Raw genomic sequence first — 25,785 nt, forward strand, 5'->3', positions numbered from 1 at the left:
GCCAAAAAATACTGGGTGACTCAGACAACGCTAGCGCTTCGGCCGGTGTCTATGGCTCACTACACCCTTTCTTCACCTGTCTGCCATGTTTTCTGCTTTAGCTCTTCGACGGGTTTTATGGCTGTTGCTGAGTTTTTTATTGCTAGGTACTGCTGAGCCATTGGCTGCTCAGTCGCTTCCGGCCAATGCGCCGGCTCGGGTTCGCCGGCAGGTAGCTGCCCAGCGCATAGCTGCTCCAATTAAGCTCGATGGCCTGCTCGACGAGGCCGCCTGGCAGGCCGCCCCGGTGGCGGGCCGGTTTACCGAGTACCGGCCGCACCCCGGCCACGCCGAGCGCCTGCCTACCGAAGTACGCATACTCTACGATGATGCCGCGATGTACGTGGGCGCCAAGATGATAGAGGCCAGCCCCGATAGCATCAGGCGCGAGCTGACGCAGCGCGATAACGTCGGAAATACCGATTTCTTCGCCATCTTTCTCGACCCTTACCGCGACCACCTCAACGGGTATGGCTTCTTCGTAATGAGTACCGGCGTGCAGATGGACACCCGCTACTCGCCCGCCAACGGCGAAGATGGCGCCTGGAACGCCGTGTGGGACAGCCGCGTAGCCCCGCTGCCCGACGGCAAGGGCTGGAGCGTGGAAATCCGGATTCCATACTCGGCCATCCGCTTTGCCCAGGCGCCGGTGCAAACCTGGGGCCTGCAGTTTATGCGGCAGCGCAAGCGGGATAACCAACAGTTTACCTGGAATCCTATCAATCCGGCCGTCGATGGCTTCGTAAACCAGTGGGGTGAGCTGACTAATCTTGAAAACCTGCACCCGCCGCTGCGCCTCTCGCTCACCCCCTACGTGAGCGCCTACGTCAATCATTATCCTTATAATGAGCTGGGTAAGCAAAACGCAACTACCAGCTTCAACGGCGGCGCCGACCTGAAATGGGGCATCAACGAAAGCTTTACGCTCGACGCTACGCTGATACCCGATTTTGGCCAGACTATCAGCGACAACCAGGTGCTGAACCTCTCGCCCTTTGAGGTGCAATACCCGGAAAACCGGCCTTTTTTCACCGAAGGCACCGAGCTCTTTAACAAGGGCGGGCTGTTTTACTCGCGCCGGATAGGCGCGCAACCCATGGGCTTTGCCGACGTGTCGGTGCTCCAGGCGCAGGGTGGGCTTTTGGCTAAGGGAGAATTTGTATACCAAAACCCTGGGGTAACGCGCCTGCTCAATGCCACCAAAGTATCGGGGCGCACCAGTAAAGGCCTGGGTATCGGTGTGTTCAATGCCGTGTCGGCGGCCAGCTACGCCACGGTGCAGGACTCGCTTAGCGGCCGCCAGCGCCAGATTTTGACCCAGCCGCTGACCAACTACAACATCGTGGTGCTCGACCAGAGCCTGCCGCACAACTCGTACGTGTCGCTCATCAATACCAACGTGACGCGCGGCGGCCAGACATATAACGCCAACGTCACGGCCGGCCTGTTTCGGCTCGTCGATAAGAAAAACCAGCATGCCTTCAGCGGTCAGCTCAACTACTCGCAGCGCCACGGCCTGGCGCTGAATTCGGAGGCGCCGATTGACGACCAGAATGGCTACAAATACTACCTCAACTACGGCAAAATCTCGGGTAACTTTACCTGGTACGTCGACCACGGCATCGAGTCGGATACCTACAACCCCAACGATTTGGGCATCTTGTTTGGCAATAACAACGTGTCGCAGTCGGTAAATGCGAGCTACAACAAGTACCAGCCCTTCTGGAAAGTCAACAACCTCTATACCTCGGCCGGCATTTATCACTCCTTCTTATTCAAGCCCTTACTCTATCAGAATACCGGCTTCTACGGCAGTGCCAACACCACCTTTACCAAGAGCTTTCTGACTACCGGCTTCAATGTGAACGTGGACCCCTTGCGGCGCGACTTTTACGAGCCGCGCACCGCGCCGCTGGGCGGGTACTACGTGTGGGTGCCGAGCAGCGTGAACCTGGGCGCGTTTGTATCGTCGGACTACCGCAAAAAGCTGGCCTACGATATTAACGCCGGCATTCGGCCCTACGCGCTCGACAACCGCGTGGAGCGCCCCCGCCGCCTGGCCTACGGCCTTACCCTGAGTCCGCGCTACCGCGTCAGTGATAAATTAAATTTTCGCTATACCTTCGATTATGCTTTGAAGGTGAACCAGATGGGCTACGTAAACGACGGCTTCGATTTGACGCAGCCCATAGACCAGTTTTATAGCGCGCTCCTGACGCCCGACGTGCTGCTGGGCCGCCGCCGGGTGGTGACGTACACCAACACGCTAGCCGCCAACTACACCTTCACCAACCGCATCTCGCTCACGTTCCGCGCCCGGCACTACATCAGCAGCGTGCATTACCTGAGCTTCGCCCGCCTGAGCCCCAACGGCGGGGAGGAGAACCTGCCCGGCTACTTCCGCAACCACGACACCAGCTTCAACGCCTTCAATATCGACGCGGCGTTTGTGTGGTGGTTTGCGCCCGGCTCGCAGGTGAGCCTGGTGTGGAAAAATGCGGGTGGCACCAGCATCCTGGGCAGCGAAGCCACGCCGCTTTACTTCGACAACCTGGCCAGTACTATAAATACCGCGCATAATAACAACGTGTCGGTGAAGATTTTATATTACCTCGACTACCTCACGGTGCGGTCCCGGCGCGGGTAGCAAGGGTTCGCCATTCGTTATGCGATAAACCTACGTGATGCCCCGCGTGCGGCGCGCTACCAGGGCCAGCGCCAGGCTTAGGCTGGCGGCCACAAGCAGTACCCGCGTGGGTTGGTGCCGCAGCGTAGCGGCTCCGCTCAGCGCCCCGGTCAGAAAAGCCAGCCAGAGCGTGCCGGGCCAGAGCCAGTCCTGCGCCGGCGCGCGCCCGCTCAGCCAGTCGGCCAGGCCGGTCCCCATGCGCACCAGCGTGCCCGTCACAAACGTGAGACTGACCTTGGTGCGCCCCACCTGATGCACCGAGGCATTGAGCGTGCCCATGCCCAGGGTGAGGCCCGCAATAGTAGCGGCCGGCCCGGTATGGGCAAGCAGCAGTAGGGCCGCAGTCAGCAGTAAAATACACGTATTGCCCCAGCGGCCGGCGCGGTAGTGCAGCAGCGTGCCCAGCAGCACGCCCCCTACGAATAAACCCACCACACCGGCCAACTCGCCGGCTTTGGCCGCGTTTTGCTGCGCAATGGCCACGCCCAGCGACGTTGTGTTGCCGCTCATAAACGACACGAACAACCCCTGAAAGCGTAGGTAGCTCACCGCATCGACGTAGCCGGCCAGCGCTACCAGAGTCAGCGTAAAGCTCGGGCCGGCCAGGGGGCCGGCCGCCGGGGTAGAAGTAGAATCAGCCATAGTAAAAGAATGCGCCGCGCCCGCACCGCCGCTGGCAACGTTGCCGACAACGATTGCGCAAAGAAAGTAACACGCCCGCGCCGGGAGCCCCGGTGCAGCTACTCATATTTGTGGCCTTCGGGTAGGTTGCCTGCCCTTAGCCCCACTTTTTGTTGTCTTTGATTATGCTGATTGGCTTCGGGCTTCGCCATGGGTTGTTATTTGCCACTATGGCCACTAGCTGGGCCGTGCGCCTGAGCGGGCCGGGCGTGGCCGCCCCGCCGCTGGCTTTCCCAGGGGCCGAAGGGGCGGGGCGCTTCACCACGGGCGGGCGCGGCACGGCCGCGGTGCCCACCACGGTGCTCGAAGTTACCAATCTGCTTGATGATAACAAGCCCGGCAGCCTGCGCTACGCTGTGGAGCTGAGCGAAGCCAAGGCCCCGAGCCGCACCATTGTATTCCGGGTATCGGGCACTATCCACTTGCTCTCGCCGCTCACCATCAGCAAATCCAACACGACCATTGCGGGCCAAACGGCCCCAGGAGGGGGCATCTGCCTAGCCGATTACACGGTGCAGATAAAAGCCACGAACGTGATTGTCCGCTTCATGCGGTTTCGGCTGGGCGATAAAAACCAGAACCAGGGCTTTGTGGATGGCGCGGGTGGCGACGATGCCTTCGGCGGCCTGCGCAACCACCGCCTCGTCATCGACCACTGCTCCATGAGCTGGAGTACCGACGAGGCTTTTTCGGTGTATGAGGGCGACAGCACCACGCTGAGCTGGAACCTTATCGGGCCGCCGCTCAACTACTCGTACCACTACGAGAAGGGCGATACCGACTTCGAGCACCACGGCTTCGGCGGCATCTGGGGCGGGCAGCACGCCAGCATGCACCACAACCTGTTTGTGCACTGCAACAGCCGCACGCCGCGCTTTAATGGCAGCCGCTACACCCACGCGGCCGGCTACGAAAACTGCGACTTCCGCAACAACGTCATCTACGACTGGGGTGAAAACAACGTGTATGCCGGCGAAGGAGGAAACTATAATATAGTAAATAACTATTATAAGCCCGGCCCCAGCACCAAGGAAGCCGTGCGTACCCGCGTGCTCAATCCGTACAAAGTTGATAAAGGCAACAATCCCTTGCCCTACGGGAAGTTTTACCTGGCCGGCAACTACCAGGAAGCCAGTGCCGAAGTAACGCGCAACAACTGGCGCGGCGTGGACATGAACGGCGGAACCCGCGCCGATACGGCCCTTTCCAAAGTCACAACGCCGTTCAACTTCGGCCCTATAGCTACCCAAACGGCCGCCGAAGCCTACGAAAGCGTGCTGAAAGGCGCGGGCGCCGTGCGTCCTCTGCGCGATACCCTCGACCAGCGTATGGTGCGCGAGGTGCGCACCCGCACCGGCCGCATCATCGACGTGCAGGGTGGCTACCCGCACGGCACGCCCTACGCGGTTTCGCGCAACGCCTGGCCCTTGCTGAAGCAGGCTCCCGCACCCCTCGACACCGACCACGATGGCATGCCCGACGCCTGGGAAACGGCCCACAAGCTCAACCCTCGGAACGCTGCTGACCGCGCCACCGCCAGCCCCGCTGGCTATACTATGCTGGAGGTGTATTTGAGCGAGCTGGCGGGGAAATAATATGAATAGTTAATTGGTTAGTCACGTTTGAAGCTGTACATTCGAACGCTGTACACTAGCTGCCCAACGGAGGATGGCGTGCGTGTATCATTCAATGGATTGATTATGAGCGCCCGTTATGCTATTTCCGTGCTGTTGCTTCTTGGCTTGGCCGCTTGCCAAAAAGACCCTGCTCCCAGCCAGCCCGGTCCTGTGGCTAAATTTGCTTTTGCTGACAATACAGCCTCGGATGTGCTGACTGTGGCGACCTACGATAATGTATACCTCACCGACCAGTCGGTGAATGCCGTAGGCTACCGCTGGGATTATGGAAACGATAGCCTTCGGACGACCTCAAATCCAAGTTTTTACTATACCAAGCCGGGCACCTATACCTTGACCTTAACGGTGCAAAATGCTAACAAACAGACTGCTACGGTAAGCAAGCAAATACGGGTGCTGGACCGGGTAATAAAGCAGGTAGCTATCGTGGACCTATCTGACCGGGTAGGCTCGCCAATGCACAACCTAGTTAATCCAACATACTGGGTTGTACTGCGGGTAGGCGAAAATCATGCGAATTATCCGATGCAGTCGCTGGCTAATCCCAGCTTTAATGCCCCTATCGTCTATGAAAGCCAGAAAGTAACAGGGCTGACGTCGGCTAGCCTTCCCTATGTTTTCACCGTGCCTGGTAAGCTGTTGGTAGATTTCCCGGCCCTGAATTATTACCCCTTTGGCACCAAGCTAGGCTACACGGGCGTGGGATACGGACTTGAGTTATACGGTCAGGATGCTACAGGAACATACTTATTATCAACCTCCTATATGCCTTATTACCAGTCGCAATCTGGCGGGATTGGGAGAGTAGGTACTAATATTCAGCAAAACATATTTACTGCTGTGTACGGAGACGTTCGATTGATTGGTGATTTTGAGTAAGCATCAGCCGAACATTAAACGGAGTTACTCAGCAGCTGGCCCGCCGCCGCCCACGGCGTGAGCTGCCCGCTAGCCACCGCATCGCGCACGTCAGGCAGTGCGCTCTGCACGCCGACCCGCCCGTAAAACTGCGCTTCCAGCGCCTGGCGCACCGCTTCTTCCAGCCACTGCAGCTGCTGCTGGGCGCGGCGCTGCTGCCAGTAGCCGCTGGCCTGGGTGTGGGCCGCGTACTGGGTTATCACTTCCCAGGCTTCGGGCAGGCCCTCGCCGCTGAGAGCCGAGCAGGTGCGCACTGGCACGGCCCAGCCCGAGGCGGCGGGCGGAAACAGGTGCAATGCTCCCTCGTAGTCGCGGGCGGCGCGGCGGGCGGCCTGCTCATTGCCGTGGTCGGCCTTGGTAATGAGCAGCGCGTCGGCCATTTCCATGATGCCGCGCTTCACGCCCTGCAGCTCGTCGCCGGCCCCGGCCAGCAGTAGCAGCAAAAAGAAATCGACCATGCCATGCACGGCTACCTCACTCTGGCCCACGCCCACGGTTTCGACAAAAATGACGTCGTAGCCCGCTGCCTCGCACAGCAGCAGCGCCTCGCGGGTAGCGCGGGCCACGCCGCCGAGGCTGCCGCTGGCCGGCGAGGGCCGGATAAATGCCCGCGGGTGCGCCGCCAACTGCGGCATCCGGGTCTTGTCTCCCAGGATGCTGCCGCCCCGCGCGGCGAGCTGGGGTCAACGGCCAGTACGGCCAGCTTCTTACCCAGTTTTTCGACCAGATACAGTCCCAGCGCTTCGATAAAGGTACTTTTGCCCACACCCGGCACGCCGGTAATGCCCAGCCGCAGGGCCGCGCCCGTGTGCGGCAGCACCGCCTGCAGCACCTGCTGAGCCAGCAGCTGGTGAGCAGGTAAGGTGCTTTCTACTAAGGTGATGGCGCGAGCCAGGGCGCCGCGCTGCCCAGCCAGCAGGCCCTGAGCATAATCGGCAAGGGAAAGAGGAGGAGCAGGCACGACTGCAAAATACGCACCGGGCCCGGTGCCAGCGCTGCATTGTCAAACGGAGCAGGAGGCGGTGAAAGTAGTTAGCCAGACTCCCCGTTGAGACCGAATGGCTGGCAGAACCTGTATTTTTGTTCACACCTGGCGCTACTATTCAGCCGCTACGCTGCTGCTCCAGCTTCCTTTTTACCCAATCCCGCTGCCATCTATGAAGCACCTTTCCCCTCTGCTTGCTACGCTCGGGCTGCTGAGCACCTTGCCGGCGCTGGCTCAAAACGAGCTAAGCAACTTCTCGGCCACCGGCCGGGTGGCGTGGCCAACACGTTTGCCCTCGATTATCAGTCATTGGGTATCAACCCGGCCAACCTGGGCCGTCAGGGCAACAGCCTGATTGCCTTTACTATCGGGGAGGTAGGAGTGGGGGCCGGTTCGCAGTCGCTCACCAACGCGCAATTCAAGAAGCTGATTCTACACTCCGGCGATGCGCTTACGGCCACCGAGCGTACGTCGCTGGTAGCTAATCTCAATAGTAATAATGCGCTGAATATCAACGCTGATGCTACTGCTTTCGGGCTCGCCGTAGCGCTGCCGGCGGGCCTGGGCGGCCTGGCCGTATCGGTGCATCAGCGGCTGAGCGGCCACGTAGCGCTCAACCAAAACAGCGCCGACCTTATTATAAATGGCCGCAACGCGGCCATTGTGCAGCAGTATTACGCCGCCGACGGCACGGCCAAAAGCACGCCGCCACTGCTTTCAGCGGCCCTCGATGGCACCCAGATGCAGCTGGCGCTTACCAACGAGTTTAACATCGGCTACGGGCTCGAAGTGTTTGATGTGCCGGGCGTTATCAAAGTCACGGCCGGGGCGGGCTACCGCTACATTCAGGGCGTGGGCATTGCCGATGTGCGCATTACGGGCGGCAGCCTGTCGGCCTATTCATCGCTTTCGCCGGTATTCAATATTAATTACGGCAGCCTGGCCAGCAGCCCGAACTTTAACTATCAGTCTGGCGCTGGTTTGCAGCCGGTGGGGCATGGTAACGGCTTCGACCTGGGGCTGGCCACTGAAATAGGCAAGGTTGTGCGGCTGGGTGCTTCCATTACCGATATTGGCTCGATGAGCTGGACCGGCAACGTGGTAACGGCCACTGACCAGAACCTGGCATTTCCGCAATATAGTGGCACGGCTACGTATGATGTAGTAAAGAGCATCGTCAACCAGTTTGGCGATTCCGGAAAAACGCTTTTTACCTACCAGGCAGCCCAGGAGCACAAAGCCAGCCTGCCCACCAAGTTGCGGCTGGGCGGCGGTGTTCGCATCTCCGAGCTGTTTGAGGCCGGCCTCGACGTAACGGTACCCCTCAACCAAGTGGCTGGCAACCTGCCGGCTACCTTCATTGGAGCCGGCCTCGATTTCAAGCCCGTTCGCTGGGTGCGCCTGAGCACTGGCGTAAGCGGCGGCGCGGGCTATAACCTGAATGTGCCGTTGGGCGTCACCCTCGTGACGCCGGTGTGGGAGGCGGGTATCAGCACCCGCAGCGTAATGGGCTATTTCTCCGATAGCAACCCGTACGCCTCCCTGGCCCTCGGCTTCCTGCGTTTTAAGATTGGTAAGAAATAACCTATTGATATATTATAAAAATAAAAATTAAGCAAATCTAGCGCTCCTTCTGTCTCAGCTGGTACTGCCGGATAACTCAACACCCCGCCGCCAGGGAAGCCGTAATGCTTCTTCCTAGCGGCGGGGCGTTGAGTTATCCGGCAGCTTAGGGCGGCCGAGCTTAGTTCACATCAACCAGCTCCACATCGAAGCGCAGGACCGTATTGGACGGTACGCTGGTACCCGCGCCGCTGGGGCCATATGCCAGGCCCGAGGGGATAAGCAGCGTGGCTTTTTCGCCCTTGTGCATCAAGGAGATACCTTCGTCGAAGCCGGGTATTACCTGCCCTTTGCCAATTACAAACGTGATGGGCGTGTTGCCGTGCTGGGAGGAGGCATCAAACACGGTTCCGTTCAGCAGCATGCCCGTGTAGAGCACCGAGGCCGTTTTGCCTGCGGTGGCCGGGGTGCCGGTGGGGTTTGTGGTAGTAGGCACAAAATACAGGCCCGAAGGCTGCTTCTGTGCGTTGGTTATCTTATTATCGGCGATGTACTTCGTGATGAGTGCGTCGTCGATAGGGGCGTAGTCTACTACTTCTACATCGAAGCGCACAATGGAGTTCGGCGGAATATTGGGAGCACGCCCGGCCGAGCCGTAGGCCAGGCCCGAGGGGATAAGCAGCGTAGCTTTCTCGCCGATGCGCATCAGCGAAATGCCCTCATCGAAGCCGGGAATTACCTGGCCGCTGCCCACTACGAACGTAACGGGCAGATTACCATTCTGGGAAGACGCATCGAAGACGGTACCATCGAGCAGGGTGCCGGTATAGAGCACCGACACGGTCTGGCCAACCGCCACCTTGGCTGCGGTGGGGTTTGTGGTTACGGGTACAAAGTACAGGCCCGATGCCTGGTGCTGGGCATTCGGTATAGCCTTGTCGGCTATGTACTTCTGAATGGTGGCATTGTCGGCGGCCGAGTAATCGGCCGGGGCAGCATCCTTTTTGCAGGCGGTAGTGAGCAGGCCTGCCAGTGCCAGAAAGGCCAGGATGAATAAACGGGACACGGAAAAAGAATTTCTCATAAGCGGATTTTAGACAAAAGTAAGCCGGTAAGCCAGATAATGACACCCGCCTGGATTGGGTTCCGCCGGGGCGGTTGTTTGATGCTGGCCGGGCCGCGGGCGGCTAGGGCTCTACCACGAAGCCAGGTAGCCCGAGCTTGCTGCGCCGCCCACCCAGCTTGAGGCCATCGTCGACGTAGCCGCAGGCCGGGCCGCTCACATTGGGGCTGGCAATAACGCCGAGAAAGGAGTTGTCTTCGCGGGCTACGTATATTTTGCCGTCGGGCCCCCGCTGCAACGCCCCGATTTTATGGTTGGAGGAATGGCCTACCGGTACCACTGCCTTGGTTTTGAGGTCTATCTGAATTATCTGGGTTTCACTCACGCTGGGAGTTTTGCTCATGGTGTTGCCGTTGCAGGTGCCATAGAGCTTGCTGCCATCGGGCGAAAACTCCACACCGTAGGCCTCGGCGTAGGGCCCGAAACTGCGCGCATTGCTCACCTTGCCGGTATTGCGGTCAAAGTCGTACACCTCAAACCGGTTGCTTTCGCGCCAGATGGCGGCGGCCAGCCTGGTACCATCGGGCGAAAACTTGAGCGCCCCGATGGCGTTGCGGCCGGGGCCGGCGTTTAGGCTGCCCACGTTGCTCATCACGGGCTTACCGGCTACGCCATCGGCCGTCACCAGGTAGGCCACAAAGGCATTGGAGTTCCAGCGGTGAGCCAGCACCCACACGTCGTGGCCGTTGGGGTGGCGCACGGCCGTGAGCTTCTCGGCTACCGGGGTCACGAGCAACAGGTTGGCGCGGGGCACATCGCCGAGGCCGTTGTCGCGGGTCATGTCTACTACCGAGTAGCGCAGGCCATCGGGGGCTCCCTGCGGGGCCACGGTAAAGATATAGAAAATATTGCCCGAGCCGGGGTCTGGTACGATGAGGGCCGACTGCGTGCTGCTGCCCGACCCCATAAGGTGGCGGCCGCTGGGCATGGGCTGGTGCTGGCGGTTCCACACCGTCTGGCCATCGGTATAAAAGAGCAACTCGCCGCGCCTGGTAGTGGCGGTGGCGCAGCCCTCGTAGGTGGTCATGGCACCATCGAGCAGCGGAGTAGGGGTGCCGCTGGCAAAGCTCAAGCCGGCCTGGCGGCCAAAGTACCAAAGGTCGGTAGGCCGCTGGGCGCGCGCAGCCTGAATGAAAAACAGAAAAGCCGGAAAGATGAAAAACAGCCGGTTCATGAGCAAAACAGAGGGTTGATACTTAGCTGGCTGAACGAAAAAACCGTGCCGGGCAGCCAGCCGAGCCAGACACAGTACCAAGCCTGGCTCGCCCCGAAGGCACTTCGTCAGCCCCTGTAGGGTGCATCTTTAAGTCATGAATCCCGCTGCTCTCCTCGATTTTCTCGAAAAACTGGCCCGCCACAACGAGCGCGCCTGGTTTCAGGACCACAAAGCTACCTACGACCGCTTACGCGTTGACTTTGAGCAGGACGTAGCCTACTGGCTGCGTGAGCTGACCGCCAACGAGCCCGCTTTGGCCGGCCTGGATGCCAAGAAGTGTGTTTTCAGAATATATCGCGACGTGCGTTTTTCAAAAGTAAAAGTGCCGTATAAAACGCACTTCTCGGCCTATTTCGCAGCGGGTGGCAAAAAGGGTGGCGGCCCTGGTCGCTACGTGCAGATTGGGCCCCACGGCCAGACGCTCGTGGCTGGCGGCCTCTACGAGCCCACCAAAGAGCAGGTAGCGGCCATCCGCCAGGAGATTGATTACGCAGCCGATGGCCTGCACGCGCTGCTGGCCGCGCCAGCGGCCCGGCTGTTCTTCCCGCAGGGCCTAGCCGGCGAGCAGCTAAAAAAGATGCCGCCCGGCTACGAAGCTGCGCACCCCGAGGCTGACTGGCTGCGCCACAAGCAGTTTCTGCTATCCTGCCAGCTACCCGATGTGGAGGTACGCCAGCTCAGTACCGCTGACTTCCAAGGGCACATTCTAGCCGCCCTGCGCACGCTCGGACCATTCTGTGAGTGGCTGGAGGTTAGTAGTAAGGGGTAGTGAACTTACTCTAAAAATTCAGCACCTCCTCCTCGTGCCCGTTGCGAAGTAGGGCGCTGATTTTCTTGCCGTTGCCTTCCGCATTTACGATATTCATCTGGTCGGAGAACAGCTCCAGCAGCATCTCCTGCTGAATGAGCAGCTCCTTCGTGGGGTGCGGCAGGGGTACCTTAGCGTAGAGCCAATACGCATCTTTTTCGGCTTGCAGGCCCATAAACTGCACGTCGAGCGGCAGGCGGGGGTGGCGGGGCGCAGCCGGAATACTCAGCTTGAGATGCTGATGCAGGTACAGCTCGGCCACGGGGAGCGCGCTGGGCTGCTGCAAGTCTACCGCCTTGGGCCGGCCCTGCGAAAGCGCCCGCGCGAAATCGTCGGTGAAGACTTTCAGCGCCAGCTCTACCTGTTGCTTTTCGGGGTTAAGGCGCAGCTCCAGAATGCTTGTGTGATAGGCATGGCGGGTGCCCGCTAGGCCCGGCAGGCCGAGCAGCAGGCTGAGAAGCAGAGGAAGGCGGCGCATAAGGGTGGTGAGAATCTGGCCAGATAAGGTCTGAAAAACAGTTGTCCTTGCGAGCGTAAAGCTTGCAAGGACAACTGCCAAAAGCAATGAGGCTTACCTAAAACAGCTTCATTACCTGCTTAATCACAATAACATACGCCATGAGCGCCAGAATCAGCACCGTGCCTACGCGCTGGGCATTCTCCAGGAATTTCTCCGACGGCTTGCGGCGCAGAATCATCTCGTAGAGCAGGAATAATACGTGCCCGCCATCGAGGGCCGGAATGGGCAGCAGGTTCATGAAGGCCAGCACCATGCTCAGCGTACCGACCAAGGTCCAGAAGTGCGGCCAGTTCCAGACGCCACCAAACTGCTGGGCAATTTCGACGGGGCCACCCAGGCTTTCCGAAGCCGAAGCCTCGCGTTTCAGGATTTTGCCAAAAGCCTTGGCTTGCAGCGTAATAACGCTGAAGGCCTGCTTGGTGCCCTGGGGCACCGACTGGCCCAGGCTATAGTAGCGGGTGCTGAAATTCAGCTCCGGCTTGGGGCGCACTCCGATTTTGCCGGCCGCACTGACGGCTACGGGCAGCGCCAGCGTCTGGCCGGCCCGGCTTACGGTAATAGGAATAGTCTGGCCCTTGTAGCGGGGCAGCGTGCGCAGCAACTCGTCGTAGTAGCGAATGGGCGTAGCCCCAATCTGGGTAATGCGGTCGCCAACCTTGATGCCGGCCTTGGCGGCGGGGTTGCCGGGCACCACCTCGGCCAGCGTGAAGGGCGAGCGCGCTTCCACAAAGAGGCTGTCGCCCTGCTTGTTGAGCTGGTCAAAAAACGTTTTGGGCAACTTGGGCAGGTCGAGCAGCTGGCCATTACGCTCCACGGTGTAGTAGCTCTCGCTGCCGAGCAGCACGTTGGGGTCGTACACCTGGTTGAACTCGGTAAACGGCCGCCCGTTGATTTTTACAATCTGGTCGCCGTCGCGAAAGCCGATGTCGCGGCCCAGCTTGGTAGTTACCACGCCGTAGCGGGCCTCGGAGGCGGGCAGGTAGCTTTCGCCGAGCTTGTAAGTGAGGGCCGAGAAAATGACGATGCCCGTAAGCACGTTCATAATAATGCCGCCCAGCATCACCAGCAGCCGCTGCCAGGCGGGCTTGCTCCGAAACTCGTCGGGCTGTGGGGGGCCGGCCAGGGCGTCGGCATCCTGCGTTTCATCTACCATGCCGTGGATGGCCACGTAGCCGCCCAGCGGAAACCAGCCGATGCCATACTCCGTCTCGCCCACCTTGCGCTTAAACAAGCTGAAGTTCCAGACGTGCGGCAGCGGAAACAGAAAGTCGAAAAAGATGTAAAACTTAATGACCCGAATCTTAAAAAGCTTGGCGAAGGCAAAGTGCCCAAATTCGTGCAAGCCAACCAGTAGCGAGAGGCCTAGCAGCAGCTGGCCAATCATAACGAGAATTTCCAAAGGAGAAGAAAAGAATTAAAAATTATAAATTATAAATCAACCGTTGAAACTGCGTGCAAGGGCGGGAGCAGCTTGCCCTTTGCACGCAGTTTTCAGGGTTTACTTCTTAATCTTTAAGTAGTGAAAAAGCAATCCGGCGTGCTTCCGCGTCAGTAGCGGCATAGTCGGCCAAAGTTGGGCTTGCAAGATACGGCACCCGTTGCAGGCACTCGGCCACTACCTCGGCCATCCCCGGAAAGCTTACCTTATCCTGCAAAAAAGCGGCTACGGCCACTTCATTAGCCGCATTGAGCACGCAGGCGGCCGTGCCGCCGCGCCGCATGGCCTCAAAGGCCAGCGGCAGGTGCCGGAACGTGGCCTGGTCGGGAGGCTCAAAGGTGAGGGTAGGGTAGTTCAGAAACGAAAACCGGGGAAAGTCATTGCGCAGCCGCTCGGGGTAGCCCAGCGCATACTGAATGGGCAGCTTCATATCGGGCAGGCCCAGCTGCGCTTTCAGCGAGCCATCCTCAAACTGCACCAGCGAGTGCACAATGCTTTGCGGATGCACCACCACGTCAATCTGCTCGTTGCGCAGTCCAAACAGCCATTTGGCTTCTATCACTTCCAGGCCCTTGTTCATGAGCGTGGCCGAGTCGATAGTAATTTTGGCGCCCATCGTCCAGTTCGGATGCTTCAGCGCCTGGGCTTTTGTAATATAGGATAAATCCGATGCTTTGCGGCCCCTGAATGGTCCGCCCGAGGCCGTCAGGATAATCTTCTCAACGGGGTTGTGCGCCTCGCCCACCAGGCACTGAAAAATGGCCGAGTGCTCCGAGTCGACGGGCAGCAGCTGCACGCCGTGCTGCTGCACCAGGCTGGTAATCAGCTCGCCGGCTACCACCAGCGTTTCCTTGTTGGCCAGGGCAATGTCCTTGCCGGCCCGGATGGCGGCCACCGTAGGCACCAGGCCCGCGTAGCCAACGAGGGCGGTCAGCACCACGTCTACTTCGGGGCGCTGCACCACTTCGGCCAGGGCCGCCGCGCCGGCCAGCACCTGGGTTTCGGGCTGGCCGGCCAGGGCGGCTTTTACCTCCCGGTAAAACTCCTCGCCGATAACTACTACCGCCGGCCTGAACTCCTGCGCCTGCTGCACCAGCAGCTGCCACTGCCGCCCGGCCGTGAGCACCGCCACCCGAAAGCGGCCTTGCTGCTCGCGTACCACCTCCAGCGCCTGCGTGCCAATGGAGCCCGTAGAGCCCAGCAGGGCCAGGGTTTTTTGAGAAAAAGAATCCGCCATTAAGTAGGGTTAGGAATAGAGGGGCAAAGGTAGGCGCGCCCCGTCGGCTCAAGCTCAGCATATCTATTCGCGGCTGCGCTCGTACAGTACCTGCGCCTTGCGGGGCTAGCCGTCTTAATTCTACTCTTCCTTTTCCAGCATGTCCATCAAACTCAAGCCACTCGACCAACAGGTCATTGTGATTACCGGGGCCACCAGTGGTATTGGCCTCGCTACCGCCCGTGCCGCTGCCAAGGCCGGGGCTCGCCTTGTGCTCGCCGCCCGCTCCCAAACCGACCTCGACCTGGTGGCGCAGTCGCTGGGCGGCCACGTAGCCACCGTGGCCGCCGACGTGGCCGACCCGGCCTCCGTGCGCCGCATAGCCGAAGCCGCCCGCGCTCATTTCGGGGGCTTCGATACGTGGGTCAACAATGCCGGCGTGGGCATGTGGGGCCGCCTGGAGCAAGGCAGCCTAGAAGACTTTAAGCGCCTGTATGATACTAATTTCTGGGGTATTGTTAATGGCTCGCTCGAAGCTATTAAATTCCTCAAAAAGCACGGCGGAGCGCTCATCAACCTGGGCAGCGAGGTGTCCGACGTGTCGGTGCCTATCCAGGGAATGTACGCTTCCAGCAAGCACGCCGTGAAAGGGTTTACCGATGCTCTGCGCATCGAAATGGCCGATGAGAAAGCGCCCATCTCGGTCACGCTCATCAAGCCATCGGCCATCAATACGCCCTTTCCGGAACACGCCCGCAACTACATGTCGGAAAAGCCCAAGCTGCCCGCGCCGGTTTATGCGCCGGAGGAAGTAGCCAATGCGATTCTGCACGCCGCTACGCACCCGGTGCGCGACATCTACGTGGGGGCGGTGGCAAGCTGCTGAGCACCATCAATAAGTTTGCGCCGGGTGCCCTCGACTGGATGAACGCCAAAACCGGCGTGGCCCAGCAAAAGCAGGCAGGAACCCGGGCGCAGGACCCGGTCGGCTCGCTGCACCGCCCCAACGGCCCGCATGCCAGCGTCCGTGGCAATCACCCCGGCCACGTAATGAAAACCAGCCTCTACACCCGGGCCACGCTGCATCCGGTAGTTGCCGGGGTAGTGGCGGCCAGCAGCCTGGCCGCTACCATTGCCCTGGTGCTCGGTAGTAAAGGCAAGCTCAAGGATGCGGGCATGCCGTTCGAATCGGGCGTTAAAACGCCCCTAGTACCCGCTACGGATGAATAGGTAACGCAACTTTTTGCCTACAAAAAGCAGTTTCGGCAGGTGAAAGAACAACTTGTTCTTTCACCTGCCGAAACTGCTTTTTTATTTCCGCTGCCCGGGAGGCTTATTTAAGCTTATCCAACGCGGCCTGCAAGCGTGGCAGTGCGGCCTGGATAGAATCCTGCGACTCGGCCCCTACCGACAGCCGGAACCAGGGCTCTGAGGCATCGGCACCGAAGGCGCTGAATGGCACTACGGCTAGCTGGGCCTCGGTGAGCAGGTAGGAGGTTATCTCTTTGGTAGTAGCCAGTACCTCGCCAGTGGCCGTGGTGCGGCCCAGTGCGTCCACCTTGGCGGTGAGGTAGATAGCGCCAGCCGGGGCAATGGCATCTACCGGGTAGCCTTGCGCACGCAGGGCCTTCAGGCCATGATAGCCGGCCTCCAGGCTGGCTTGCAAGCCGCCTTTCAGCTCGGCCAGGTAGCTGTCGACGGCCGCCGTCTCGGGCAGGAAAGCCGCCGTGGCTACCTGCTCAGCCTTCGGCGCCCAGGCCCCGATGTGGCCCAGCAGCGATTTCATCTTTTCAATAATCAGCTTGGGGCCGAATGAGTAGCCTACGCGCACGCCGGTAGCCGCAAAGCACTTCGAAATGCCGTCGATGTATACCACGTAGTCGCGCAGGGCCGGGCGCAGGCTTACCGGGTCGAAATGCTGGGTCTGCCCGAAGGTCAGGAGCCAGTAAATCTGGTCGTATAAAATATAGAGCGGCTTCTCATCCGGACCGCGGCGCTGGTTCTCAGCCAGTACCAGGTCGCATATCTCCTCCAGAACCTCCTTGGTAAACACCGTGCCCGTGGGGTTGAGCGGCGAGCACAAAGCCAGCAGCGTGGCGCCCTTCAGCTGCGGAGCCAGCTCGGCGGCCGTGGGCATAAAATCGTGCTCCGGCTGCGTGGGCACAGCTACCTGCACGGCCCCGACAGGTGGCAGTAATGGTTGTTATTCCACGATGGCACCGGAAATACTACGCGGTCACCGGGGTCTACCAGGGCCAGATAAGCCGCGTAGATGAGCGGGCGCGAGCCACCGGCCACCAGCAGCTCATCGGCCGGCGAATAGCTCAGGCCCAGGCGGGTTTTCAGAAAATCGGCGGCGGCCTGGCGCAGGTCGGCGGTGCCGGCGGCCGGCGGGTAGTTGGTCTGGCCCGCCTGATAAGCGGCCATTATGCCCTCACGCAGTCCGGCCGGAATCGGAAACAGCGCGGGGTCAAAATCGCCAATGGTTAGGTTGCAGATGGCTGCGCCCTGGCGAATCTGTTCGCTCACGGCATTGCCAATTCGAATAATTTCGGAGCCGCTTAGCTGGTCGGCCAGCCGGGAAATACGCATAGGGTAGGAGGGATTGGGAAGAGAAGCAATGACCATCCAAAGGTACCATCTGTTGCAGGATAGCTAAGGAGATTCTTACTTCTTCACCACCCAGGGCTCCATACCGCTGAAAATATTCTTCAGGCTATATTCTTTGGCCTCCTTGGCTGTGAGCTGGTGCGACCACGGCACACGGGCGCCGGGCCGGGCCCCCGGGCCGGTGGAGTGATACTCAGCAAAATAGGCAGTTTTCTCGTTCTCTGCATTTTTCCAGTTGTCCCAGCCGGCGGGTACAATGTGGCTGCCCAGCTCGCAGTTGATATAGACTACTTTGGCATTGGGCCGCCAGGGCCGGCCCAGGTATACTTTTTTAGCCAATGCGGTGTCGGCTACTAGCTTGCAATTCAGGAATACCAGTCCGTACGGCTGCTCAGCCGGGGTAGAAGCGGCCGTCACAAACGAGTTTTTCTTGCTCTTTATCACGCAGTGGTCGAACACGCCGGTGCTGGCCCCGAAAATAAAATCGGTTGTTCCCTCAATGTAGCAGTCGCGGTAGTATTGCCGGCTGCCGCCGGTAGCCAGCAGCAGCACATCCTGGTTGCCCACCAGGCGGCAGTGCCGAAAAATGGCCCGGTCGCCTTCCACGTTCAGGGCCACGGCTTGCCCGGCCTTGTAGCCGGCCGTGTTCTCAAACGTCACGTTTTCGGCCGTAAAGTCGTTGGCCTGCACCAATACTGAGTACGAGGCCGGCGTGGTCAGGTCCTTGATGCCCACGTGGTCGTCATACGTGATAATGGTACCAGCCGCGTCGTCGCCCCGCAGCACGAGGTGCGTTTTCAGGCTCGGCACAGCTACCTTTTCGTGGTAAGTGCCTTTTTTGAGCTGGATGACAACCGGCGCCGCCGACTGGCTGGGAGCGGCATCTATGGCTGCCTGCACGGTGCGAAACTGCCCGCTGCCATCGGCCGCCACTACAAGTGGGCCCGTAGACTGGGCCCGGACAGCAATTGTACTCAGGCCAAAGCCAGCCAGCAAAAAAAACGTTTTCATTTAGGGAGTCGTGGGCTGAGAGTTGGCGCTGCTGGGGTGGCAACGGCATTTTTGGGTAAGGGTCGGGCCAGGTGCTCTTCGGCCAGCGGCACATGCTGGGCTTTCAGGTCGGCTACCACCAGCTGGGCCATCTTGCGGGCTCCCAGCTCGTTGAAGTGGGTGTTATCGTTGCGGCCCAGGGGGTAGTTGGGATGGTCGCCGGGGCGAGCTGCATAAACAGCAGCTTGGAGTTCTCATCGCCTAACTTCTGCAGCATGTCCCGGCTCAGCTTGTCCATGTCTACCAGCGTCACGTTAAGCTCTTTGGCCACTGCCATGGTAGCGGCCGAGTACACGACGTGCGTTTCCTTGATGTGCCCTTGCTTGTCGAAATACCGCCGCGAAACCGGCGTGAGCAGAATCGGGTTGGCTTTTTTGCTGCGGGCCTCAGTCACAAACTTCGCCAGGTTGCGGCGGTAGTCTTCAGGTGTGGTGTAGCGGTCGGGCTTGTCCTGCGACTCGTCGTTGTGTCCGAACTGAATGAACACGTAATCACCGGGTTGTAATGCCTCCACTACCGGCTGCCAGCGGTTTTCGGCCAGGAAGGTGCGCGTGCTGCGGCCATTTTGGGCGCGGTTGTCCACGACTACCGTGCTGTCGAAAAAAGTACCGAAGGGCATTCCCCAGCCCGTTTCCGGAAACGTAGCCCTGATTTTATTGGCCATCGTGGAGTCGCCAATCAGGTAGAGCTTGGTCTTATGAGGGGCCGGGGGCCGCCACAAACGCCAGCAAGCCGAATAAAGCCAGCGGAGCCGCCTTGTTAAAAAACGAGCTTAATATATTAAATTTCATATATTATAAATATATAAATTAACGGGCTTGCGGGTCGACGGCTTGCTTCACGGTGCCCTGCACGATGCGCTCGGCCAGGCCCAGCTTGAGGGCCCGGATATCGGCCAGCACCAGCTCGGCCATGCGGCGAGCGCCCAGCTCGCTGAAGTGCGTATTGTCTTCGCGGCCGTCGGGGTAGTTGGGGTGCTCACCGGGCGCTAGGTAATTGAATAGCAGCTTCGAATTTTCGGGTCCGAACTGTTGCAGCAGCACCTGGCTCCGCGCATCGAGGTCGATAAGCGGCGTATTCGTTTCGCGGGCTACGCCCCGCACCAACTCGGCGTAGGCGGCGTGGGTTTCCTCAACTTTGCCGGCTGCGTCAAATTTGCGGCGGGCCACCGGCGTCAGCAGCACCGGCTGCGCCTTGCGGCTGCGGGTTTCGGCTACAAAGCGCTTCAGGTTGGCGGTAAAATCAGCTTCCGGCGTGTAGCTGGCTTTGGTCGGCACCTCGTCGTTGTGGCCAAACTGGATGAACACGTAGTCGCCCTCACGCAACTCGCTGGCCACGGGCTGCCAGCGGTTCTCGGCCAAAAACGTTTTTGTGCTGCGCCCATTCTGCGCCCGGTTGTCCACGGTTACGCTTTCGTCGAAAAAGACCGTGAAGGGCATTCCCCAACCGGTTTCGGGATAGGCCTTTACCTGCTTGATGGCCATAGTGGAGTCGCCAATCAGATACACTCTTGTTTTGGCGGGGGCGGCCGGTATAAATGAAAGCAGCGTCAAACATAGCAGCGAGAGCAGGCCCAGGGCTGCCGCTACGGATAAAAAACGGGAATTCATGTGCAGAATAGGAGCGAGAGAATAGCGGCGCCGCTGCTTCAGCGAAGGCTCAATTGCGGCTAGCCACCCGTAAACCTACTCGGTAAGCCGTGGTCTCACTACACTTTTCTGCGCAATCGTTGCCGATAACGTTGCCGGGCGAGCCGGGCCAGACAACACAAAAAAAGCCGGCCTTCCAGAAGGAAGACCGGCTATATAGCTTGCGAGGAAAGCGTAGCTTAGGCAGCTACCTTCTCGACGTCGCGACGACGCTCTTTGATACGAGCAGCTTTGCCCGACAGGCCACGCAGGTAGAACAGCCGAGCGCGACGTACTTTGCCGCGACGGATTACTTCGATTTTGTCGATGTTGGGCGACAGCAGCGGGAAGATACGCTCGGTACCAATCTGGTTGGAAATCTTGCGAACGGTGAAGGTTTCGCCGTTGCTGCTGGGGTTACGACGCTGCAGAACCACGCCCTGGAACTGCTGAATGCGCTCCTTGTTGCCCTCGCGGATTTTTACGTGCACGATAATGGTGTCACCGGCAGCAAACTTGGGAAAGCTGGCGCGGCGCTCCTGGCCTTCGGCATTGATGAAGTCGAGTAGTACGCTCATGGCGAAAAAAAGAATTACGAAGAGACAGCGCCGCTGCCTACTGGATTGGTATTTTGCGAAACGGAGCGCAAAGATAGAAAATTAAGCGCAGAAATGCAAGTGTGAGCCGTAGTAATCAGCTTAAAAGAGCGTCATGCTCTTGGCAAGCTACTCTTTCAGCAAATCGGGCCGCCGCGCCTGGGTGCGGGCCAGCGCCTGCTCGTGCCGCCACTCCTCAATCTTGGGCGTGTTGCCCGAAAGCAGGATTTCCGGCACAGCCAGCCCGCGCCACTCGGCCGGGCGGGTGTACACGGGCGGGCCAGCAGGTCGTCCTGAAACGAGTCGGAAAGGGCCGATTCTTCGTTGCCCAGCACGCCCGGCAGCAGCCTTACCACGGCATCGACGAGCACGGCTGCCCCCAGCTCGCCGCCGCTCATCACGAAATCGCCGAGGCTGATTTCGTGGGTAACGTAGTGGTCGCGAATGCGTTGGTCAACGCCTTTGTAATGGCCGCAGAGCAGGATAACATTGCCCAGCAGCGATAAGCGGTTGGCCAGGGGCTGCCGCAGCGTCTCGCCGTCGGGCGTGAGGTAGATGATGGCATCGTAGGGCCGCTGGGCTTGCAGCTCGTCAAGCCAGGCGGCAATGGGCTCTACGCGCAGCACCATGCCCGCGCCGCCGCCAAACACGTAGTCGTCGAGCTGGCCGTGCTTGTTGATGGCGTAGTCGCGCAGGTCGTGCACCCGAATGTCGGCTAGTCCCTTGTCCTGCGCCCGCTTCACGATGGAATGCGCAAACGGACTTTCGAGCAGGGCCGGCTGGCAGGTAAGAATATCGAACCGAATCACTGAGTAGCACGAATTTTAACGAATTTCACAGATTTTGTGGCCGTTTTCCCTAAAGGCTAAAGGCTTACTTGGCCGGCGCACAGTCGGCCTTACTCCTCGTTGGGGTTTTTATGCGCGCCGGGGTTCATGTAAATATCCAGCAAGCCTTCGGGCATGTTCACAAACAGCTGCTTGGCTGCCATGTCGGCGTGGCTTACCAGCTCATCCACTACCGGCAGCAGCACTTCCTGGCCTTTATAGCGCATGGCTAATACATCCTGCTGGGGCAGCTCGTAGAAGTTCTCCACTATGCCCAGTGGCCCTTCGGTGGCATCAATTACCTGAAAGCCAATAACGTCGTGGAAATAAAACTGCGCCCCTTCCAGCTTAGGCAGCTCGCTCAGCGGCAGCCAGAGCTTGCCACCACGCAAGGGTTCGGCTTCCTCTATGCGCTCGATGCCGCGCAGCTTGAGCAGCACACGCAGGCCCCCCTGCGGATTTACCCGCTCTACCTGGTAGGCCGTTAGACGGGCCGGCGCGGCGGGCAGGGCCAGGTACACGGTCTTCAGCTTGTCGTACGTAGCGGCGTCGTCTACATCAAGCTGCGTCACCAGCTGGCCTTTGAGGCCGTGGGGCTTCACGATGAAGCCGAGTTCAAAGCATTCGTCGAGCGTCATGCGTAGCAATAAGTAAAGTTAGTGAAATGGCTGATTAATAAGCTGTTAAAAAAGAACGTCATGCTGCGCTTACGCAACATGACGTTCTTTTTTAACAGCTTACACTGCCAGCTTAAGCAGCGGCTTCAGCCGAAGTTTCGGCGGTTTCCGTGGTGCCTTCGGTTGCGGCTGCCTCAGCCGGAGCGGCGGGGTAGCGGCAGCCAGCGCAGCAGCCTGCTTGGCGGCCAGCGCAGTAGCCCGAGCCTCTTTCACTTTAGTTTCGGCGGCAAGCTGCTGCTTGCGGGCTTCGGCCTTGGTGTCGGTGAGGCCGGTTTTCTTGGCTTCGATTTTCGCGTCTTTCTCGCTCAGCCAGTCCTGGTAGCGCTGGTCGGCAACTTCCTGGGTCAGCGCGCCTTTAGTAACGCCAAGCTGAAGGTGACGACGCAGCAGTACGCCGCGGTAGGCCAGCATAGCCCGTACCGTTTCGGTGGGCTGGGCCCCGTTCATCACCCAGTAAAAGGCCCGGTCAGCGTCGTAAACGATAGTAGCGGGGTTGGTATTGGGGTTGTAGGTACCAAGCTTCTCAACGAAGCGGCCATCGCGCGGTGCGCGGGCATCAGCTACTACAATGTCGTAAGTCGCGGCCTTTTTGCGGCCACGGCGGGCGAGGCGGATTTTAACTGCCATAAACCTTGGGGTTGTGCGACGCAGCTCGTGCGTCTGGGTGAGGGATAATTTCCCTGTTTGGGGCCGCAAAGGTACGGAGAGTCAGCGCAATAAAAAAGGCCGAAGGGATACTTCAGCCTTTTACTTGTTTGTTTAGCGAAATTTACGCAGCCTGCGCCAGCTTTTTGACGCGCTGCTTGGGCTGCACGTTGCGGCGCTTAATCTTGATAATACGGGCCTTATCAAGCGTCCAGATAGCCACGTAGGTGGGGTCAAACTCCCACCACTTCACGCCGAAGTTGACGCGCATGGGCAGCTTGTGGTGGTTGTTCTGAAACAGCTCACCAAAGGCCAGAAAGTCCAGCGCCAGCGTATTCTTCGATTTATCATGGTTATCGAAGTTCTGGTAGCCGTACTTGTGGCCGCCCCAGTTCACGATGGCACCGTGAATCGGACCCATCAGAAAGTGAATCGGCAGCAGCAGGTATTGCCACCAGGCCGTAGCAAAGTTGATGTAAAACAGCACGTAAGCCGTGCCCCAGCCGAGGCGCGAAATGGCCGTGCCGCCAAAGGCCTCCAGCGCTTTCCACTGCGGAATGTCGCCTTCAAAGCGCTCAGCCAGCTCATTTTTGTGGTTTACGACGTCGTTGTAAATATTCTTGGTCTTCCACATCATGTCAAACGCATTGTTTGAGAAGTGCGGTGAGTGCGGGTCCAGCTCAGTATCGGAGTAGGCGTGGTGCATGCGGTGCAGCAGCGCGTAGGCACGCGGCGACAAAAACGAGCTACCCTGGCAGATATAAGTGAATAGGTAAAAAAACCGCTCCCAGAACTTGTTCATCGTGAACATTTTATGCGCCGCGTAGCGATGCAGGTAAAACGTCTGGGTAAACAGCGACAGGTAGTAGTGGGCAACGAAGAAAACCAGAATAACCATTCGGTATAATACTTATGGAGTGAGCTTAACGCCGCCCGCACAATCTATTCCAGTGGGCATAGTTCATCAATAAGGCAAAATTACGGCCGTTGGTTAACCGAAATTGCCCAAATGCGTCACAATGCCCTAATGTTACACGGTCCTGAAGTTGACAGGTGACCATTACGCGGGCCAGCTGTTTTTGCCGGTATGCTACCGGCTTATCTGTAAAAAGCCCGGGCCGCATCCCAGTGCGGGGCGTCGGGCAGGGGAGCCACAAATTTCATTGCCTCTTTCGTAACCGGGTGCTGAATTTCGAGCTGCCGGGCATGCAGCGCAATGCTCACATCGGGCAAAGGATTCAGAAAACCATATTTTACGTCGCCCACGATGGGCGTACCCAGGCCGGTGGCCAACTGCACCCGAATCTGGTGCGGGCGGCCGGTTATGGGGTTCACCTGCAGCAGGTAGCGGTTGGCGGCCGGGCCCAGCAGCTGGTAGCTCAGCTCGGAGCGCTGGCCCTGGCCGTGGCGCTCCGGGTAGGCTTTGGTGACATTGCGCATGGGGTCTTTCACCAGCCAGTGAATAAGGGTGCCCTGCTCGGGCACCGGGGGCTTGCCGGTGAGCGCCCAGTAGGTTTTTTTCATCTGGCTGTCGCGAAACATCTCGTTCAGGCGGCTCAGGGCTTTGCTCGTTTTGGCCAGCACCACAATGCCCGACACCGGCCGGTCGATGCGGTGAGCCACGCCGATGAAGGCCGCGCCAGGCTTTTTGTACTTGAATTTCAAGTACTCAGCTGCTTTGTTGGAGAGCGGCTCGTCGCCGGTTTCGTCGCCCTGCACCAGAATGCCGGCCGGCTTATTAATCACCAGCAGGTGATTGTCTTCAAAAATAATTTCCCGGCCTTCGGCCCACAGGTTCGGACGATTCACGCAGCAAAGAAGCCGCAGCGCGGGCTGCGGAAAAGGTAATTCGGTTCGCTAAAGGATAACCAGCGGCCTACCCGCGGTGGCGCGGGCTTGTGGATTCAATAACCCAAACGATTGGCTTGCTACCAGCGAAGGTAAGGATAAGCGACGGATGGTTTGGCTGGCTCCCCGTGACAGGGAATCTTAGCCAAACTTTGGGTTCGCCATTAATACCCTTCCTCTTTGCTCGGAAACTCGCGGCTCTTCACGTCAGCTACGTAGTGCTGCACGGCCTCCGTCATGATATCGTGCAGCTCGGCGTAGCGCCGCAGGAAGCGGGGCTTGAATTCTTTGGTGATGCCCAATACATCGTGTACTACCAGCACCTGGCCATCAACATCGGGGCCGGCTCCGATGCCGATAACCGGGATGGTCAGCTCTTCGGCCACGCGCTTGGCCAACGCGGCGGGTATTTTTTCGAGTACCAGGCCGAAGCAGCCGATTTCCTGGAGCAGGTGGGCGTCCTCAATCAGCTTCTGGGCTTCGGCATCTTCTTTGGCGCGCACGTTGTAGGTGCCGAATTTATAGATGCTCTGGGGCGTGAGGCCGAGGTGGCCCATAACGGGAATACCAGCCGTTAATATTCTAATAATGCTATCTTTAATCTCGGCCCCGCCTTCGAGCTTTATGCCGTGGCCACCGCTTTCCTTCATAATGCGGATGGCCGAGCGCAGTGCCTCCGACGAGTTGCCCTGATACGAGCCAAAAGGCATATCGACCACCACAAAAGCACGTTTTACGGCCCGTACCACGCTCTGGGCGTGGTATATCATCTGGTCTAGGGTGATAGGCAGAGTGGTTTCGTGGCCCGCCATCACGTTGGAGGCCGAGTCGCCGACGAGCAGCACATCTACGCCCGCCCCGTCCAGAATCTGGGCCATTGAGTAGTCATAGGCCGTAAGCATGGAGATTTTTTCGCCCCGCTGCTTCATAGCAAGCATCTGATGGGTGGTAACGAGCTTAACTTCTTTGTGCTGCGACATGGGGCCGATAAGGGTGAATTGCGGCTGCAAAGCTGGCGACAATTTTGGAAATACGCGGGCGAAGGGAACGTCTACGCTCCGAATGACGTAGTCG

25 protein-coding genes and 2 pseudogenes are annotated in these 25,785 nt (G+C 59.2%); 7 read left to right on the forward strand and 20 right to left on the reverse strand.

Annotation, left to right across the window (positions count from 1 at the left end; genetic code table 11):
• The first annotated feature begins 85 nt into the window (after positions 1-85).
• Positions 86-2,686 carry a DUF5916 domain-containing protein gene (locus GKZ67_RS06220; protein WP_173241594.1) on the forward strand — a complete coding sequence of 867 codons (2,601 nt, stop codon included), beginning with the start codon at positions 86-88 and terminating at the stop codon, positions 2,684-2,686.
• Between the two features lie 30 nt (positions 2,687-2,716).
• On the opposite strand, the gene GKZ67_RS06225 is transcribed toward GKZ67_RS06220, so the two are convergent.
• On the reverse strand, positions 2,717-3,367 hold the full coding sequence (locus GKZ67_RS06225) for a YoaK family protein (protein WP_173241595.1): 651 nt from the start codon (positions 3,365-3,367) through the stop codon (positions 2,717-2,719).
• A gap of 209 nt (positions 3,368-3,576) precedes the next feature.
• Between GKZ67_RS06225 and GKZ67_RS06230 the strand changes: the two genes are divergently transcribed.
• Entirely contained in the window at positions 3,577-5,001 is a 1,425-nt protein-coding gene (locus GKZ67_RS06230) for a polysaccharide lyase family 1 protein (protein ID WP_173241596.1), read from the forward strand.
• A 105-nt stretch (positions 5,002-5,106) separates the two neighbouring features.
• Positions 5,107-5,922 carry a PKD domain-containing protein gene (locus tag GKZ67_RS06235; RefSeq protein WP_173241597.1) on the forward strand — a complete coding sequence of 272 codons (816 nt, stop codon included), beginning with the start codon at positions 5,107-5,109 and terminating at the stop codon, positions 5,920-5,922.
• A 14-nt stretch (positions 5,923-5,936) separates the two neighbouring features.
• On the opposite strand, the pseudogene meaB reads toward GKZ67_RS06235, so the two are convergent.
• A pseudogene (gene meaB, locus GKZ67_RS06240) lies at positions 5,937-6,922 on the reverse strand (methylmalonyl Co-A mutase-associated GTPase MeaB).
• A 300-nt stretch (positions 6,923-7,222) separates the two neighbouring features.
• On the opposite strand from meaB, the gene GKZ67_RS06245 reads away from it, so the two are divergent.
• Positions 7,223-8,530, forward strand: a complete 1,308-nt coding sequence (locus GKZ67_RS06245) for a DUF5723 family protein (protein WP_173241598.1) — start codon at positions 7,223-7,225, stop codon at positions 8,528-8,530.
• Between the two features lie 160 nt (positions 8,531-8,690).
• Here the strand turns inward: GKZ67_RS06245 and GKZ67_RS06250 are convergent, their stop codons facing one another.
• Together GKZ67_RS06250 and GKZ67_RS06255 are read right to left on the reverse strand one after the other, a co-directional pair.
• The gene (locus tag GKZ67_RS06250) at positions 8,691-9,575 is read right to left on the reverse strand and encodes an FKBP-type peptidyl-prolyl cis-trans isomerase (protein ID WP_173241599.1); all 885 of its coding nucleotides are present in this window, start codon (positions 9,573-9,575) and stop codon (positions 8,691-8,693) included.
• Positions 9,576-9,696: 121 nt separating this feature from the next.
• The gene (locus GKZ67_RS06255; protein WP_173241600.1) at positions 9,697-10,806 is read right to left on the reverse strand and encodes a YncE family protein; all 1,110 of its coding nucleotides are present in this window, start codon (positions 10,804-10,806) and stop codon (positions 9,697-9,699) included.
• 136 nt (positions 10,807-10,942) lie between these two features.
• On the opposite strand from GKZ67_RS06255, the gene GKZ67_RS06260 reads away from it, so the two are divergent.
• Complete coding sequence (locus GKZ67_RS06260; RefSeq protein WP_173241601.1) at positions 10,943-11,617, forward strand: DUF2461 domain-containing protein; 675 nt, start codon at positions 10,943-10,945, stop codon at positions 11,615-11,617.
• 10 nt (positions 11,618-11,627) lie between these two features.
• On the opposite strand, the gene GKZ67_RS06265 is transcribed toward GKZ67_RS06260, so the two are convergent.
• From GKZ67_RS06265 to GKZ67_RS06275, 3 genes are all read right to left on the reverse strand, one after another.
• Positions 11,628-12,134, reverse strand: a complete 507-nt coding sequence (locus GKZ67_RS06265) for a DUF6702 family protein (protein WP_173241602.1) — start codon at positions 12,132-12,134, stop codon at positions 11,628-11,630.
• Positions 12,135-12,231: 97 nt separating this feature from the next.
• On the reverse strand, positions 12,232-13,575 hold the full coding sequence (gene rseP, locus GKZ67_RS06270) for an RIP metalloprotease RseP (RefSeq protein WP_254245086.1): 1,344 nt from the start codon (positions 13,573-13,575) through the stop codon (positions 12,232-12,234).
• A 106-nt stretch (positions 13,576-13,681) separates the two neighbouring features.
• Positions 13,682-14,851 (reverse strand): 1-deoxy-D-xylulose-5-phosphate reductoisomerase, encoded by a 1,170-nt coding sequence (locus tag GKZ67_RS06275; protein WP_173241603.1) that lies wholly within the window; start codon positions 14,849-14,851, stop codon positions 13,682-13,684.
• Positions 14,852-14,990: 139 nt separating this feature from the next.
• Here GKZ67_RS06275 and GKZ67_RS06280 point away from each other — a divergent pair, with 139 nt between their 5' ends.
• Positions 14,991-15,716, forward strand: a complete 726-nt coding sequence (locus GKZ67_RS06280) for an SDR family oxidoreductase (RefSeq protein WP_254245087.1) — start codon at positions 14,991-14,993, stop codon at positions 15,714-15,716.
• A gap of 38 nt (positions 15,717-15,754) precedes the next feature.
• Entirely contained in the window at positions 15,755-16,060 is a 306-nt protein-coding gene (locus GKZ67_RS23100; protein WP_254245088.1) for a hypothetical protein, read from the forward strand.
• Positions 16,061-16,163: 103 nt separating this feature from the next.
• Here the strand turns inward: GKZ67_RS23100 and GKZ67_RS06285 are convergent, their stop codons facing one another.
• From GKZ67_RS06285 to panB, 13 genes and pseudogenes are all read right to left on the reverse strand, one after another.
• Complete coding sequence (locus tag GKZ67_RS06285; RefSeq protein ID WP_254245089.1) at positions 16,164-16,994, reverse strand: pyridoxal phosphate-dependent aminotransferase; 831 nt, start codon at positions 16,992-16,994, stop codon at positions 16,164-16,166.
• Positions 16,995-16,996: 2 nt separating this feature from the next.
• Positions 16,997-17,422, reverse strand: a complete 426-nt coding sequence (locus GKZ67_RS23105; protein WP_254245090.1) for an aminotransferase class I/II-fold pyridoxal phosphate-dependent enzyme — start codon at positions 17,420-17,422, stop codon at positions 16,997-16,999.
• 75 nt (positions 17,423-17,497) lie between these two features.
• Entirely contained in the window at positions 17,498-18,451 is a 954-nt protein-coding gene (locus GKZ67_RS06290; protein WP_173241604.1) for a pectinesterase family protein, read from the reverse strand.
• Entirely contained in the window at positions 18,448-18,582 is a 135-nt protein-coding gene (locus tag GKZ67_RS24105; RefSeq protein WP_262889636.1) for a hypothetical protein, read from the reverse strand. The genes GKZ67_RS06290 and GKZ67_RS24105 overlap by 4 nt, the downstream gene beginning before the upstream one ends.
• The gene (locus tag GKZ67_RS06295) at positions 18,564-19,211 is read right to left on the reverse strand and encodes a rhamnogalacturonan acetylesterase (RefSeq protein WP_254245091.1); all 648 of its coding nucleotides are present in this window, start codon (positions 19,209-19,211) and stop codon (positions 18,564-18,566) included. The genes GKZ67_RS24105 and GKZ67_RS06295 overlap by 19 nt, the downstream gene beginning before the upstream one ends.
• Positions 19,212-19,299: 88 nt before the next feature.
• A complete protein-coding gene (locus tag GKZ67_RS06300) occupies positions 19,300-20,100 on the reverse strand; it encodes a rhamnogalacturonan acetylesterase (RefSeq protein ID WP_173241605.1) in 801 nt (266 codons plus the stop codon).
• A 218-nt stretch (positions 20,101-20,318) separates the two neighbouring features.
• Positions 20,319-20,696 (reverse strand): 50S ribosomal protein L19, encoded by a 378-nt coding sequence (gene rplS / locus GKZ67_RS06305; protein WP_151088317.1) that lies wholly within the window; start codon positions 20,694-20,696, stop codon positions 20,319-20,321.
• Positions 20,697-20,843: 147 nt separating this feature from the next.
• Positions 20,844-21,520: pseudogene (gene trmD / locus GKZ67_RS06310) on the reverse strand (tRNA (guanosine(37)-N1)-methyltransferase TrmD).
• A gap of 92 nt (positions 21,521-21,612) precedes the next feature.
• Entirely contained in the window at positions 21,613-22,179 is a 567-nt protein-coding gene (rimM, locus tag GKZ67_RS06315) for a ribosome maturation factor RimM (protein WP_173241606.1), read from the reverse strand.
• Between the two features lie 99 nt (positions 22,180-22,278).
• Positions 22,279-22,845 (reverse strand): 30S ribosomal protein S16, encoded by a 567-nt coding sequence (locus GKZ67_RS06320; protein ID WP_173241607.1) that lies wholly within the window; start codon positions 22,843-22,845, stop codon positions 22,279-22,281.
• Positions 22,846-22,987: 142 nt separating this feature from the next.
• Positions 22,988-23,761: an acyl-CoA desaturase gene (locus GKZ67_RS06325; protein WP_173241608.1), complete on the reverse strand. Its 774-nt coding sequence runs from the start codon at positions 23,759-23,761 to the stop codon at positions 22,988-22,990.
• 200 nt (positions 23,762-23,961) lie between these two features.
• Positions 23,962-24,672 carry an RluA family pseudouridine synthase gene (locus tag GKZ67_RS06330; protein ID WP_173241609.1) on the reverse strand — a complete coding sequence of 237 codons (711 nt, stop codon included), beginning with the start codon at positions 24,670-24,672 and terminating at the stop codon, positions 23,962-23,964.
• A gap of 203 nt (positions 24,673-24,875) precedes the next feature.
• On the reverse strand, positions 24,876-25,691 hold the full coding sequence (panB, locus tag GKZ67_RS06335) for a 3-methyl-2-oxobutanoate hydroxymethyltransferase (RefSeq protein WP_173241610.1): 816 nt from the start codon (positions 25,689-25,691) through the stop codon (positions 24,876-24,878).
• Between the last annotated feature and the right edge of the window lie 94 nt (positions 25,692-25,785).

Origin of the sequence: Hymenobacter sp. BRD67, assembly GCF_013256425.1 — a bacterium.
Classification (GTDB): Bacteria; Bacteroidota; Bacteroidia; order Cytophagales; family Hymenobacteraceae; genus Hymenobacter.

Coding starts and splice junctions, on each gene's coding strand:
- GKZ67_RS23100 (WP_254245088.1), top strand. CDS start 15,755: ATGAACGCCAAAACCGGCGTGGCCCAGCAAAAGCAGGCAGGAACCCGG.
- GKZ67_RS23105 (WP_254245090.1), bottom strand. CDS start 17,422: ATGCGTATTTCCCGGCTGGCCGACCAGCTAAGCGGCTCCGAAATTATT.
- GKZ67_RS06300 (WP_173241605.1), bottom strand. CDS start 20,100: ATGAATTCCCGTTTTTTATCCGTAGCGGCAGCCCTGGGCCTGCTCTCG.
- GKZ67_RS06235 (WP_173241597.1), top strand. CDS start 5,107: ATGAGCGCCCGTTATGCTATTTCCGTGCTGTTGCTTCTTGGCTTGGCC.
- rimM (WP_173241606.1), bottom strand. CDS start 22,179: ATGACGCTCGACGAATGCTTTGAACTCGGCTTCATCGTGAAGCCCCAC.
- panB (WP_173241610.1), bottom strand. CDS start 25,691: ATGTCGCAGCACAAAGAAGTTAAGCTCGTTACCACCCATCAGATGCTT.
- GKZ67_RS24105 (WP_262889636.1), bottom strand. CDS start 18,582: ATGGCCCAGCTGGTGGTAGCCGACCTGAAAGCCCAGCATGTGCCGCTG.
- GKZ67_RS06260 (WP_173241601.1), top strand. CDS start 10,943: ATGAATCCCGCTGCTCTCCTCGATTTTCTCGAAAAACTGGCCCGCCAC.
- GKZ67_RS06280 (WP_254245087.1), top strand. CDS start 14,991: ATGTCCATCAAACTCAAGCCACTCGACCAACAGGTCATTGTGATTACC.
- GKZ67_RS06255 (WP_173241600.1), bottom strand. CDS start 10,806: ATGAACCGGCTGTTTTTCATCTTTCCGGCTTTTCTGTTTTTCATTCAG.
- GKZ67_RS06325 (WP_173241608.1), bottom strand. CDS start 23,761: ATGGTTATTCTGGTTTTCTTCGTTGCCCACTACTACCTGTCGCTGTTT.
- rplS (WP_151088317.1), bottom strand. CDS start 20,696: ATGAGCGTACTACTCGACTTCATCAATGCCGAAGGCCAGGAGCGCCGC.
- GKZ67_RS06320 (WP_173241607.1), bottom strand. CDS start 22,845: ATGGCAGTTAAAATCCGCCTCGCCCGCCGTGGCCGCAAAAAGGCCGCG.
- GKZ67_RS06275 (WP_173241603.1), bottom strand. CDS start 14,851: ATGGCGGATTCTTTTTCTCAAAAAACCCTGGCCCTGCTGGGCTCTACG.
- GKZ67_RS06265 (WP_173241602.1), bottom strand. CDS start 12,134: ATGCGCCGCCTTCCTCTGCTTCTCAGCCTGCTGCTCGGCCTGCCGGGC.
- GKZ67_RS06225 (WP_173241595.1), bottom strand. CDS start 3,367: ATGGCTGATTCTACTTCTACCCCGGCGGCCGGCCCCCTGGCCGGCCCG.
- GKZ67_RS06290 (WP_173241604.1), bottom strand. CDS start 18,451: ATGAAAACGTTTTTTTTGCTGGCTGGCTTTGGCCTGAGTACAATTGCT.
- GKZ67_RS06220 (WP_173241594.1), top strand. CDS start 86: ATGTTTTCTGCTTTAGCTCTTCGACGGGTTTTATGGCTGTTGCTGAGT.
- GKZ67_RS06230 (WP_173241596.1), top strand. CDS start 3,577: ATGGCCACTAGCTGGGCCGTGCGCCTGAGCGGGCCGGGCGTGGCCGCC.